Raw genomic sequence first — 12,977 nt, forward strand, 5'->3', positions numbered from 1 at the left:
GCAATATTAGGAAATTATTTTAATATCGATTAAAAAAGTCCGTGCAACTGAGAATCTATACGGGAGATAATCTCTCCTAAATCTTCATCGCTTTCAGGAAATTTATTCTTATCGATGTCGATAATGAGTAAAGGTCCTTCTGTATATTTCTCTATCCAGTTGTTATAATATTCATTCAGTCTTTTCAGGTAATCCAGACGGATATTCTCTTCGTATTCCCTTCCTCTTTTCTGGATCTGTGCTACCAGGGTTGGTACAGAAGCACGCAGATATATCAGCAGGTCCGGTGGTTTTACCATCGACTTTAATGTCTCAAAGAAGTTGAAATAGTTATCGAAATCCCTTTTGGTCATCAATCCCATTTCGTACAGGTTAGGTGCGAAAATGTGTGCATCCTCGTAGATCGTCCTGTCCTGTATAACAATATCCTTTCCGTTCTGGATTTCCAGCAGTTGTTTTAAACGGCCATGAAGGAAATATACCTGCAGGTTAAAAGACCAGCGGGGCATATCTTCATAGAAGTCATTCAGATAGGGATTATGCTCTACATCTTCAAACTGGGGAGTCCATTTGTAATGCTTTGATAACAGTTCAGTAAGGGTGGTTTTCCCCGCACCAATATTACCGGCTATCGCGATATGTTTAATCTTATTTAGTTTTGCCATGACATTATCAGGGTCGTTAATCGTTCTTTTCGGCGGGGCCGGTTGTGGTAATAAGCAGTTGACTACAATCCCATAATTTACATAAATTATTTGATTATCAATCTAAAAACCTGTTACAGTATAAATTCAATAGTTAATTAATAGTAATTAATACCGATGAGTTTTCTGGCTTCATGCAAAGTCTGTGCCGCACTTTCTCTTGCTTTCTCTGCTCCTGCTTTCATTATACGGTTTAAATAAGCATGATCCTCCTGAAGCTCAAGGGCTTTCTCACGTATAGGCGCTATAAAACGCACCATATCTTCACCCAATTGTTTTTTCATATCACCGAAACGGATACCCTGACCATGATACTGATCTTCAAAAAACTTAATAGCATCCGGGGTAGATACCTGCTGCATTAACAGGAACAGGTTCTGCACGGATTCCGGCATGGGAGTTCCTTCCACAGCAATACCACTATCTGACTTTGCTTTCTTTATTTTATTGAGGATCAGTTCATCACTGTCAGAAAGATACAATGTAGCCATCTGATTTTCGCTTTTACTCATCTTGCCGTTACCATCCAGACTGGGGATTTTTACCAGGTCATCTCCGAAGTTAAAAGGTACAGGTTCCGGGAAAAGGTAACCATAACGGTTGTTGAAGCGCTGGGCATAATTGCGGGCCATTTCCAGGTGTTGCTCCTGGTCTTTGCCTACAGGCACCTTCACGCCGCGGTGAATAAGTATATCTGCACTCATCAGCACGGGGTAAGTGAGTAAACCAGCGTTCACGTTTTCCGGTTGCAGGCGTACCTTATCTTTGAAGGTAGGCACCTTTTCCAGCTCCCCTTTGTATGCCAGCATATTGAGTAACAGATACAATTCTGCTATTTCAGGCACGTCACTCTGTACATATAATGCCACCTTCTCAGGGTCTAAGCCGGAGGCTATATTTTCTGCCAGTACGCGGAACACGTTGGCTCTAAGGTCTTTCGGATCGGGGTGGGTAGTCAGCGAATGCCAGTCAGCCACAAAAAAATAGCAGTTAAAAGTTTCCTGCATCTTAATGTAGTTGCGGATAGCGCCAAAATAATTGCCGAGGTGTAAATATCCGGTAGAGCGAATACCGCTTACCACTATCTCTTTTGATGTTGCCATAATGGGGTGCAAATTAATAAATTCCTGCATGTTCATCTACCTTCATCATCTTTTGACTCTGGACTATTTAAGCTAACTTTAACGCGAGCTATAATAAATATCACCTATATTTTATTATCTTTTCATCTAATTTGAATTATGGAAGTGAATGAGAAGCTGGTACAGCAACTGGCAGACCTGGCAAGACTGGAATTCAGCGAACAGGAAACAACGGAGATAAAAGGCGATCTGCAACGTATGATCACCTTTGTAGAAAAACTGAATGAGCTGGATACCACTAACGTGAAACCATTATTACACATGACCGCAGACGGCAATGCACTCCGTGCAGATAAGGTAGTGCCCTCCGTAACCCGGGAAGAGGGGTTGAAAAACGCTCCTGCTGCGAGTGACCAATATTTCAAAGTTCCTAAAGTTATTAAGAAGTAACCTGTAATCTATCAATCTTATGCACCCACAGGCTGTCATCCATCTGGAAGCAATCCGTAAAAGTTACTTTATCGGCAAAAATGAGTTGCCCGTTCTGAAAGGTATCAACATGGACATTTTAAAAAATGAATATGTTGCACTGATGGGGCCTTCCGGTTCCGGTAAGTCTACCCTCATGAACATGCTGGGTTGCCTGGATACCCCTACCAATGGCAGGTATATCCTGAGCGGCCACGATGTAAGTACCATGAAAGATGATGAACTGGCAAGGGTGCGTAACCAGGAGATCGGGTTCGTTTTCCAGCAGTTTAACCTGATGCCCCGTCTGAGCGCATTGGAAAATGTAGCTGTTCCCCTTATTTATGCGGGAGTGAATAAGAAAGACAGGGAAGATAAAGCCCGGGCTATGCTGGAAAAAGTAGGACTGGGAGATCGTTATAAACACAAACCGAATGAATTATCGGGTGGACAATGCCAGCGTGTGGCTATTGCCCGTGCCCTGGTCAACGACCCTTCGCTGATCCTGGCTGATGAGCCTACCGGTAACCTGGATACCAAGACTTCTATAGAGATCATGGAAATCTTCGGTAAGATCCATGCTTCCGGTAATACGGTGGTACTGGTGACACACGAAGAAGATATAGCCGACCATGCACGCCGCGTTATCCGTTTGCGTGATGGATTGATTGAATCAGATAAACTGAATGCACATCATGCCGTAATGGTATAAAGCTGCTTCCCAATGTCATTTAAGATTTACACCAAAACAGGGGATAAAGGTAAAACCGCATTGATCGGTGGCACCAAAGTATCCAAAAGTAATCTGCGCATAGAATCCTATGGCACTGTAGATGAATTAAACTCCTATATAGGGCTTGTAAGTGATTATCTGACTGATACTCCTACTATTAACTTTCTGAGGGAAATACAGGACCGCCTGTTCACTATAGGGTCATCCCTGGCATGTGATCCTGAGAAGGAAACCAAAATGCGTATCCCGGACCTGCATGCAGGTGATGTTACTGTACTGGAAAACAGTATGGACCAGATGAATGAGGTATTACCGGAAATGAAGTCTTTCCTGCTGCCGGGTGGTCATGTGGCAGTATCTACCTGCCATATTGCCCGCTGTGTATGCCGCCGGGCGGAGCGTCTTTGTGTGGGCCTGCAGGAGCAGGACCAGTTTATAGACCCGCTGGTATTACAATATATGAACCGCCTGAGCGACTATCTCTTTGTGTTGTCCCGTTGGATAGGACACCAGTTGCAGGTAGCGGAGATCCCCTGGAAACCACGTATCTAACTGATAATCTTCGCCGTCAGTTCTTCCGAAATTATTTTGCCATCCCGCATTACCAGCTGCCTGTCGCTTAATGGCGCCAGTTCTTCGTTATGGGTAACGATGATGAAGGTTTGCTTAAACTTATCCCTCAGTTCTATGAACAGCTGATGTAATTCCCGGGCGTTTTTTGAATCCAGGTTACCGGTAGGTTCGTCGGCCATGATGATGTCCGGAGCATTGATTAATGCCCTTGCCACGGCTACCCGTTGTTGTTCTCCACCTGATAACTGGTTGGGTTTATGTTCTATCCTGTCTGCCAAACCGAGTGTTTCCAGCAAAAAGGCAGCCCTTTCCCTGACAGCCGCTTTCTTCGATCCGGCAATAAAACCGGGAATACAAACGTTTTCCAGGGCAGAAAACTCGGGTAAAAGGTGGTGAAACTGGAAAATAAAGCCCATATGACGGTTCCTGAAATCAGCCAGTGCGTTCCCTTTAAGGGCTCCCAGATTCACATCACGAAGCCATACTTCGCCCGATGATGGCGTATCCAGGGTGCCAAGGATATGTAATAAGGTACTCTTTCCGGCACCGGAAGAACCAACGATAGTAACGATTTCCCCTTTACCTACTGTAATGTCTACACCTTTCAGTACGTGTAAATTGGAATAATTTTTGGTAAGATTGCGTGCGGTTAGCATACTCAAAGAAAAGTAATTAACCGATAAAATAGTAATAGTTGTTTATTTCAAATTAAATAATACTTTTGCGGAAATTTCAGAAAGTAAAAATTTCGATAACATGTACTGGACATTAGAATTAGCTTCATACCTGGAGGACGCTCCTTGGCCAGCTACGAAGGACGAATTAATAGATTACGCCATCCGCTCCGGTGCGCCAATTGAAGTGATTGAGAACTTACAGGAACTGGAAGATGAAGGGGAAATTTACGAGGGCATAGAAGATATTTGGTCAGATTACCCGTCGCAGGACGACTTCTTCTTTAATGAGGATGAATACTAGATCAGACTATTTTCCATTGTAGCCTCAGCAATTCGCCTATGCTTAAAAAATTTAGCCGCTCCTTTTAATAAAAAGGAACGGCTTTTTTTGTGGCATATCGTCCAGATTATGGAATCAGGTTCCATAAAACACTAACTCCGTTAGAAGGTTGCCCTCTAACGGAGTCAGAAATAATATTACTACAAATTTATTTTTCCATCTGATTGATCACATCTGCCGTAACACCGGTAGCTGAGAAACCGCCATCATGGAACAGGTTCTGCATTGTTACCATCTTTGTAAGGTCAGAGAACAGGGTTACGCAATAATCTGCGCACTGGTCTGCGGTTGCATTGCCTAAAGGACTCATTTTCTCTGCGTAAGTGATAAAGCCATCGAAGCCTTTTACACCACCACCTGCGGTAGTCCTGGTTGGGGACTGAGAGATCGTATTCACACGTACCTTGTTCTTCATACCATAGTGGTAACCAAAGCTGCGGGCGATAGACTCCAGCATGGATTTGGCATCTGCCATTTCGCTGTAGTCAGGGAATACACGCTGTGCTGCAATGTAAGTAAGTGCTACTACTGATGCCCATTCATTCAGTGCATCCAGCTGGTAAGCAGTCTGCAATACGCGGTGAAGGGACATAGCGGAGATATCCATTGTCTTGTGAGAGAAGTCATAGTCCAGTTCGGTGTAAGACTTTCCTTTACGCATATTGATACTCATTCCTACAGAATGAAGCACAAAATCAATCTTGCCGCCAAAATGCTCCATGGATTTAGTGAAAAGATTTTTCAGATCATCCATATTAGTAACATCAGCAGGTATTACAGGTGCTTTACACTGTTCTGACAGCTTATTGATCTCTCCCATACGTAAAGCAATAGGAGCATTGGTAAGTACTATCTCTGCGCCTTCTTCAACACAATGTAATGCGATTTTCCAGGCGATAGACTTTTCGTCCAACGCGCCGAATATGATACCTTTCTTTCCTTTTAATAAGTTATGAGCCATTGGGTTCAATAATTAATTTTGGCAAAAATAGTTGTTATAGTTGAAAAAAAAAGATTAATTGAATAGCGGTCATTTTACCAGCTCTCTTGCATTCTCCAGCGCTGCTGCTGTAGGCTTCTCACCACTCAGCATCTGTGCGATATGGTTGATACGCTCTTCCCTGCTCAGGACCCTAACGTTGGTGGTTACCTTACCGTCTTTGCTATCCTTGTACACAAAGTAATGAGCATCTGCCTTACCGGCTATCTGTGGCTGGTGCGTAATACAGATTACCTGGTGCCTGCGGGCCATCGCCTGCATGATGATACTCACCTGGCGGGCTGCTTCTCCGGAGATACCGGTATCGATCTCATCGAAGATCATGGTTGGCAGTGCTACCGATTGTGCTACCAGGGATTTGATACTGAGCATCAATCTGCTTAACTCACCACCGGATGCTACCTTGCGGATAGGGCCAAAGTTGCCGCTCTTATTGGCATCGAACAGGAATTCTATTGTGTCCTGACCGTAAGGGTTCAGGCCCCCCTGTATGATAGATGCCTTTAATTGTGCATTGGGCATACCTATCTGTGCCAGCAGACCATTTACGTCTTTTTCGAATGGTATGGCAGCTTTTGCACGGGCAGCCGTGATCACTACTGCCTGCTTCTGGAGCGATTCACGCAGGGTTTCCTGCTCTTTTTCCAGCTGCGCCAGCTGTTCGTCCATATTGAGTGCCCCTTCTACCTTTATGGAGAGGTCTTCTTTTATCGCTAACAGTTCGGCGGTGGATTGTACACCATGCTTTTTAAGCAGCTTGTATCCTGTGGAGATGCGCTCGTTCACTACTTCTATACGGGCACCGTCAAACTGTACCTGGTCGTTTACCTGTTCAATTTCTGCCGTGATATCCTGTAATTCCAGGTAGGCTGACTGAAGTCTTGCGGCAATGGCCGGCGCTTCCTTATGGAAAGCGGAAAGCCCCTGTACAGAGGTCTGGATCTGCCTTAACTGGGATAAGATAGGCTGCTCATCTTCCTTTAACTGGAAATAAGCGCGGGTGAGGGTAGTTCTGATCTCTTCCGCATGACTCAATATCTTCAGCTCTGCATCCAGTTCTTCTATTTCGTTGGGTGCAAAGGCAGCATCGCTCAGTTCATCCAGCAGGAATTTATTATAGTCCAGCTCTTTGTTAGCGTTATTACGTTGGTCCTGTAGTTGTTTAAGCTGTTTCTGTACCTGCACATAGCGTGAGAACAACTGGGAATATTGCTGATGCAGGGCTGGCTGATTCACCAGTGCATCCAGCACTTCTCTCTGGAAATCTGATTTCTCCAGGTCCAGTGTATCAAACTGCTGATGAAGATCTACCAGGTGCTGGCTTAATTCTCCCAGCTGGGAAAGAGTTACCGGCGTATCATTAATGAATGCACGTGATTTCCCGGCGGTACTGATTTCCCGGCGGATGATCAGCTGGTCTTCCAGGTCCAGCTCATATTGCTGGAAAAAGCCGGCCACCTGTGTCTTCTTCACTTTAAACGCCCCTTCTATTACACACTTTGACTGTTTATCATATAACACCCCCGGATCTGCACGCTCTCCCAATATCAATGACAATGCCCCCAGCAGGATAGATTTACCTGCTCCTGTTTCCCCTGTAATTACATTCAGGTTACCTGAGAAGTCTACTTCCAGGTGATCGATGATAGCGTAATTCTTAATCGTTAGTTTTTGTAGCATAAGGAGTATTGGAAATACGAATATATGACTTCGGATTATCCCGCAAATTAATACATGCAGCACGAACTGTATCTGCGTATTGACAACTCAGCTTCCATTTACCCGTTGAATACCGGCTTTGGCCCGCTGATCAAGTGAATTTTTGTAATCGTGTTCTTTCATATCCAGGCATGCCTGGTAACATTCAATGGCTTTTGCCTTCTCTTTACGTTTTTCATAAATATACCCCATTTGCAGGGAAGCTCTTGCCGCAAAATATTCAGGCCGGCCGGAGCCGGTTTTGACAGTTACCTGGTACATAATGATAGCGTTATCATCCATGCCTGTTTCGTCATAGATACGACCCAGCCTGTAAGCGTATTCCAGTTTATCTTCCATACGCTCGAAATCTGCTGCTTTTTTAGCCTGTAACAGTTTCAGCGCATCTGTAAAGAATCCGCCGTCACTTAACAGGCGCGCTCTCAGCAATAAAGGATTTGGCCATTTGCCGCTCTTTGCATCCTTCAATGCCTGTTTATCTGCATCTGTTTCCGTGTTCCCCCTGGTGAGGATCATGTTCCGGTATTTATTGGCAGCGTCCATATTTCCATGCAGGAAATAATACCAGCTTAAGCGCTGCAAACATTCCTTCACATAAAACCTGCCTTTGAATTTATCCAGGAATCTCTGCAGATAGATATTAGCATCTTCATCCTGCCTGGATAGTTTCATCTCTCCCATTAAATAATTACAGTAAGGGATATCTTCGTATTGCACGCTGTCATTCCTCTCTGTCAATATTTTAATGCCCATGGCAGCCTTCTGGTTATTCATGGAGATATTGGCGATCATCAACGCAAACAGGTAGTTATTCTTTGTATCTAACTGATGCTGCTGAACAAATCCCCATACATCTTCCGGTTTGTTTTCTATGTATAGTTTCAGATAACAGAAGTAATAATAGGCTTCCGGTTTAAATAATACAGCCACATCGGAGTTACTGTCTATCGCCTGCTGCACCTGTTGCATGCCTTGTTTGAGACCGCCTTTCAATCCCAGGATATTCGAGATCCAGCGGTAGCCTTCAGGGATGGTACCGAATACTGTTTGCATGGCGCCTGCCAGCATGTTGTTAGGCATAAACTGTGGAAACCTTTTCTGGTTATCCTTCAGCATGATATATGCTTTACGGATTTCCCATACGGCATCCCATTTTTCACTGAATTTCACTCTTATCATTCCCCACTGGAAGCGGATAGCTGCCTGTGTGTAGAGGTAATACGGAGAGTTGGTAGGGCCATCTTCCATCATGGCAAGGCGTTTTGCCCGCTGATCTTTGCGCTGGGCGTACAGGGCAGCATCTTCATTAAAGAATAATGTAAAAAAGTCAGCGTAATTATCGAGGAAGTAAGGGATCAGGTTATCCGGATGCTCTTTTTTCTCCTGTTCCAGTAAAACGGTTCCGGCAGCAATGCGCAGCTGCATGATAGCTGCATATGCTTGCTGGCAGCGCGGGTTAAAGTCGTAGACTTTTTGCCGGCCGGTCACTGAAAAAGAGAAAGTCAATAATAATCCCAGCAGAAATAGTGTACGCATATCAATTTTAGATTCCGGGCCTAACCACCAAATTCCAAACCAAACTTTCCGCTGACCCATCTGCTGAATATAAAAGTCCCGGGTATTCGCCCGGGACTCTATACATTATACAATAAATTAAGCTTAGTGAGATCAGATGGTTACGGTAGCATCCAGATCGTTGTCCACCAGAACACGTCCGCAATGTTCGCAAACGATGATCTTTTTACGCTGGCGTATTTCAGCCTGCCGTTGTGGCGGGATAGCATTGAAACAACCACCGCAGGAGTCACGGGCAACAGTTACCACGGCCAGACCATTACGGTAATTTTTGCGGATCTTTTCATAAGCACCCAGTAAACGTGCCTCTACCTTTGTACGGGCTTCGTCACTCTGTTTACGGAAAGCTTTTTCTTCCTTGTCAGTTTCAGCAATGATCTTTTCCAGTTCACCTTTCTTATGTTTCAGGTTAGATTCCTTTTCTGCAATCGCTTTTTTAGCAGATTCCAGTAAACGGCTCTTATCCTTTACTTCTTCATTTGCGTCCTTGATATGCTTCTCTGCCAGTTTGATTTCCAGGGATTGCATTTCAATTTCCTTGGTGATAGCTTCAAACTCGCGATTGTTCTTCACGTTGTCCTGCTGCTTCTCATATTTCTTCATCAGGGCTTCTGACTCTTTAATTGCCGCCTTTTTATTGGTGACAAAGTCCTGAATACCACGGATTTCATCTTCCACATGGGCAAGACGCGTATTCAACCCTTCGATCTCGTCTTCGAGATCTTTTACTTCCATTGGCAACTCCCCTTTCAGCACCTGGATTTCATCCAGCCTGGAGTCCATCTTCTGTAGCCTAAGTACAGACGCCAATTTTTCTTCTACGGAGTATTCTTTTACAGTAGCCATGTATTTATAAATAATTTACCGGGTTTGTACGAATTGTAGATTTAAGAGGCGCAAAATTACGGAATTTCTCAGTCAATATATGATAAAATAATTCAACCGTGAACTGCTCGCTCTCAAAATGGCCTACATCCGCTATAACTATTTGATTATCAGCATCAAAAAACTCGTGATATTTAAAGTCGGCAGAAATATAAGCATCTGCTCCTGCTGCCATCGCCTTTTTTAAGAGGTAACTGCCCGCTCCGCCACACAAAGCTACCTTTTGGATAGGCTTCCCCCTTAAAGGAGTGTACCGGACGCAGCCGGTGTGGAACTGTTCCTTTACCAGCTGCAGAAAGGCCAGCTCGTCCATGGGTTGAGGCAGATTGCCTATCAGCCCGGAACCGACTTCTTTATTTACATTCCCGAGTTTTACCACATCATAAGCCACCTCTTCGTAGGGATGGCTTTCCAGTAATGCCTGGATCACACGCGATTCCAAATATAGGGGAAAAATCACTTCCAGCTTTGTTTCGGGTTCAAGATGACGTTGCCCTACCTGACCAATATAGGGTTGTGCGCCTTCTTCCGCTTTATAAGTACCGGTACCGGTAACATTGAAGCTGGCTTCACTATAATTACCGATATGGCCGGCTCCGGCGGTGAATAAAGCATTCAGTACCTGTTCTGCCTGGGCATGGGGCACAAAAGTGTAGAGTTTACCCAGCAGTTCCCGTTTGGGGTCCAACACCCTGCAATCTGTGAGTTGCAGCTTGCTGGCCATTATATCACTCACCCCATTACGTACGTTATCCAGGTTGGTATGTGCGGCGTAAACTGCAATATCGTTTTTGATAGCTTTGATAGCTACCCTCTCTACATAGTTACTGCCATTGATCTTTTTCAGTCCGCCGAAAACAATGGGATGATGAGCCACCACCAGATTGCAGCCTTTCTCTATGGCTTCTTCTATTACGGCCTCGGTAGCATCCAGTGTTAATAATACACCGGTCACTTCCCAACCGGCATTGCCGAACAGCAAACCGGCATTATCATAGCTCTCCTGATACTGGAGTGGCGCAAAGGCGGCAATAGCGTTCGTGATATCCCTGATCTTCATAATTGACAAATATGAAAGGTTTTATTTAATTTTAAAAATCAGTGTTTGTTAACAATCAAATTCAGTAGAATGCCCATATCTAAAAAGCTAATCTCTTTAGCGGAAGAAGAAATTATTAGTAAAATCTATTTTATCAGAGGTAAAAAAGTACTGATTGACAGAGACCTGGCAGCCTTATATGGTGTGGAAACACGTGTGCTGAACCAGGCAGTCAGGCGAAATATTAAACGGTTCCCGGCAGATTTCATGTTCCAGTTAACACCCGCTGAATTGCAAAATTGGAGATCACAAGGTGTGATATCCAATTCTGATAAGATGGGGCTTCGTAAGCCACCAATGGCATTTACAGAGGAAGGAGTAGCCATGCTTTCAAGTGTATTAAACACCGAAACTGCAATAGCTGTGAACATTCAGATCATACGTATTTTCAGTCGTATGCGGGAAGCCTTTTTAACGCAAAAAGATATTTTGCTGAAGCTGGAACAGCTGGAAAAAAAGGTAGAAGACCGTGACGCAGATATACAAACCATTTTTGCGGCATTAAAAGAACTGGTTCACAAACCTCAGCCAGTAAGAGCACTCATTGGTTTTAAACAACAGGAAGAATAACTTTACCTTTGCCAAAAATCAATAGCATGGTACTTGCCAAATCCACCGCGGAACTTTACGACCAATACAAAGCCAAAATGCAGCAGATAGCTGATGTTCGCAATGCTATAGCCGTATTGGGCTGGGACCAGGAGACTTATCTTCCTGAGAAAAGCGCTAACTTCCGCGGTCAGCAAATTACCACGCTCAGTTCCATTGCCCATGAAATGTTTACAGAAGAACCGCTGGGACATTTGTTACAGGAATTACATTCCAGAGGGGATGTAGACCCTGTATCTGCAAAGAATATCAGTCTTTCACTGGAAGACTATGAGAAGAATAAAAAGTACCCGGCCAGCTTTGTGGCAGAGATGTCACAGACTACCAATGAGTGTTATCATGCGTGGATCAAAGCACGTAAATCAGGTACTTATGCAGACTTTGAGCCTGTGCTGGCGAAGATGGTCGCTTTAAAAAGACAGGAAACTGCCTTACTGGGTTTTGAAGGACATTGCTACAATGCTTTGCTGAATGAATACGAAAAAGGCGCCACCACTACCATGCTGGACGCTGTATTCACAGATGTCAAGACCGCCCTCACGCCACTGCTACGCCAGATAGAACAAAAGCCACAGGTGAATAAAGACTTCCTTCACCTGCATTACGACCGTAACCGCCAGTGGGAATTTGGTATCAACCTGCTGAAAGCGATGGGTTATGATATGAAAGCAGGACGGCAGGATATTTCCGAGCATCCGTTTACCACCAGCTTCAACCCGCAGGATGTACGCGTAACCACCCGCATTGATGAGAATGACTTCGGCAATATGACCTGGAGCTGTATTCATGAAGGTGGTCATGCCCTCTATGAGCAGGGACTGGATATCAATGCATATGGTTTACCTACCGGCGAAGCTGCCAGTTTAGGCATCCATGAATCACAGTCACGCTTATGGGAAAACAACGTAGGACGCAGCCTTTCTTTCTGGCAGTTTCACTATGGTCCTTTGCAACAGGCATTCCCGGAAAACCTTCAATCCGTTAATTTACAGGACTTCTATAAAGCTATTAACCAGGTAAGGCCATCCCTTATCAGAACTGAGGCAGATGAACTCACCTACCATTTCCACGTGATGATCCGGTATGAAATTGAAAAGGGATTATTAGATGGTACTTACAGCACAAAAGACCTTAAAGAGGTATGGAACCGTTATTACAATGATTATCTGCATGTTACCGTCCCCAATGATGTAGAAGGCGTACTACAGGACATTCACTGGTCGCATGGCAGTTTTGGCTACTTCCCTACTTATTCTCTTGGCAGTTTTTATGCCGCACAATTTTTTGCAGCAGCAGAACAGCAGATTCCGGGTATAGAAACAGATATTATAAAAGGAAATTATACAAAGTTATTAACGTGGCTGCGTGAGAAAATCCATCATTTCGGGCGCTTTTATACCTCAAATGAGTTATGTGAAAAAGTAACAGGTAAACCATTGGATTTCAAATATTTCCTTGATTACGCAACTAAAAAATACGGGGACATCTACACGTTATAATTTCTCATAACATA

At 44.2% G+C, this 12,977-nt stretch carries 14 protein-coding genes; 6 read left to right on the top strand and 8 right to left on the bottom strand.

Annotated elements, in window-relative coordinates; all coding sequences use genetic code 11:
* Positions 1–29 precede the first annotated feature (29 nt).
* Together BMW86_RS04620 and trpS are read right to left on the bottom strand one after the other, a co-directional pair.
* Positions 30–665 (bottom strand): deoxynucleoside kinase, encoded by a 636-nt coding sequence (locus BMW86_RS04620; RefSeq protein ID WP_089779413.1) that lies wholly within the window; start codon positions 663–665, stop codon positions 30–32.
* Between the two features lie 137 nt (positions 666–802).
* Entirely contained in the window at positions 803–1,807 is a 1,005-nt protein-coding gene (gene trpS, locus BMW86_RS04625) for a tryptophan--tRNA ligase (RefSeq protein ID WP_089783559.1), read from the bottom strand.
* Between the two features lie 138 nt (positions 1,808–1,945).
* Here trpS and gatC point away from each other — a divergent pair, with 138 nt between their 5' ends.
* From gatC to BMW86_RS04640, 3 genes are read left to right on the top strand one after another with little or no spacing between them, the layout of a single operon-like run.
* A complete protein-coding gene (gatC, locus tag BMW86_RS04630; protein WP_089779415.1) occupies positions 1,946–2,236 on the top strand; it encodes an Asp-tRNA(Asn)/Glu-tRNA(Gln) amidotransferase subunit GatC in 291 nt (96 codons plus the stop codon).
* A gap of 19 nt (positions 2,237–2,255) precedes the next feature.
* Positions 2,256–2,966, top strand: a complete 711-nt coding sequence (locus BMW86_RS04635; protein ID WP_089779417.1) for an ABC transporter ATP-binding protein — start codon at positions 2,256–2,258, stop codon at positions 2,964–2,966.
* 12 nt (positions 2,967–2,978) lie between these two features.
* Positions 2,979–3,539: a cob(I)yrinic acid a,c-diamide adenosyltransferase gene (locus BMW86_RS04640; protein WP_089779419.1), complete on the top strand. Its 561-nt coding sequence runs from the start codon at positions 2,979–2,981 to the stop codon at positions 3,537–3,539.
* Here BMW86_RS04640 and BMW86_RS04645 read toward each other — a convergent pair.
* Complete coding sequence (locus BMW86_RS04645; protein ID WP_089779421.1) at positions 3,536–4,216, bottom strand: ABC transporter ATP-binding protein; 681 nt, start codon at positions 4,214–4,216, stop codon at positions 3,536–3,538. The two genes, BMW86_RS04640 and BMW86_RS04645, sit on opposite strands and share 4 nt — an antisense overlap.
* A 100-nt stretch (positions 4,217–4,316) precedes the next feature.
* On the opposite strand from BMW86_RS04645, the gene BMW86_RS04650 reads away from it, so the two are divergent.
* Entirely contained in the window at positions 4,317–4,538 is a 222-nt protein-coding gene (locus BMW86_RS04650) for a DUF2795 domain-containing protein (RefSeq protein ID WP_012794455.1), read from the top strand.
* A gap of 187 nt (positions 4,539–4,725) precedes the next feature.
* Here BMW86_RS04650 and BMW86_RS04655 read toward each other — a convergent pair whose 3' ends face one another.
* The 5 genes from BMW86_RS04655 to BMW86_RS04675 form a co-directional block, all read right to left on the bottom strand.
* A complete protein-coding gene (locus BMW86_RS04655) occupies positions 4,726–5,538 on the bottom strand; it encodes an enoyl-ACP reductase FabI (protein WP_089779423.1) in 813 nt (270 codons plus the stop codon).
* A 69-nt stretch (positions 5,539–5,607) separates the two neighbouring features.
* Positions 5,608–7,257 (bottom strand): DNA repair protein RecN, encoded by a 1,650-nt coding sequence (recN, locus tag BMW86_RS04660; RefSeq protein WP_089779425.1) that lies wholly within the window; start codon positions 7,255–7,257, stop codon positions 5,608–5,610.
* A gap of 87 nt (positions 7,258–7,344) precedes the next feature.
* Complete coding sequence (locus BMW86_RS04665) at positions 7,345–8,832, bottom strand: tetratricopeptide repeat protein (protein ID WP_177189152.1); 1,488 nt, start codon at positions 8,830–8,832, stop codon at positions 7,345–7,347.
* 132 nt (positions 8,833–8,964) lie between these two features.
* On the bottom strand, positions 8,965–9,717 hold the full coding sequence (locus BMW86_RS04670; protein WP_089779430.1) for a zinc ribbon domain-containing protein: 753 nt from the start codon (positions 9,715–9,717) through the stop codon (positions 8,965–8,967).
* A 4-nt stretch (positions 9,718–9,721) separates the two neighbouring features.
* The gene (locus BMW86_RS04675) at positions 9,722–10,816 is read right to left on the bottom strand and encodes a Nif3-like dinuclear metal center hexameric protein (RefSeq protein WP_089779432.1); all 1,095 of its coding nucleotides are present in this window, start codon (positions 10,814–10,816) and stop codon (positions 9,722–9,724) included.
* A gap of 69 nt (positions 10,817–10,885) precedes the next feature.
* On the opposite strand from BMW86_RS04675, the gene BMW86_RS04680 reads away from it, so the two are divergent.
* Together BMW86_RS04680 and BMW86_RS04685 are read left to right on the top strand one after the other, a co-directional pair.
* Positions 10,886–11,425 (top strand): ORF6N domain-containing protein, encoded by a 540-nt coding sequence (locus tag BMW86_RS04680; RefSeq protein ID WP_089779434.1) that lies wholly within the window; start codon positions 10,886–10,888, stop codon positions 11,423–11,425.
* Positions 11,426–11,451: 26 nt separating this feature from the next.
* Positions 11,452–12,963 carry a carboxypeptidase M32 gene (locus BMW86_RS04685; RefSeq protein WP_089779436.1) on the top strand — a complete coding sequence of 504 codons (1,512 nt, stop codon included), beginning with the start codon at positions 11,452–11,454 and terminating at the stop codon, positions 12,961–12,963.
* Positions 12,964–12,977 lie beyond the last annotated feature (14 nt).

Source organism: Chitinophaga sp. YR573 (genome assembly GCF_900110995.1).
Classification (GTDB): Bacteria; Bacteroidota; Bacteroidia; order Chitinophagales; family Chitinophagaceae; genus Chitinophaga.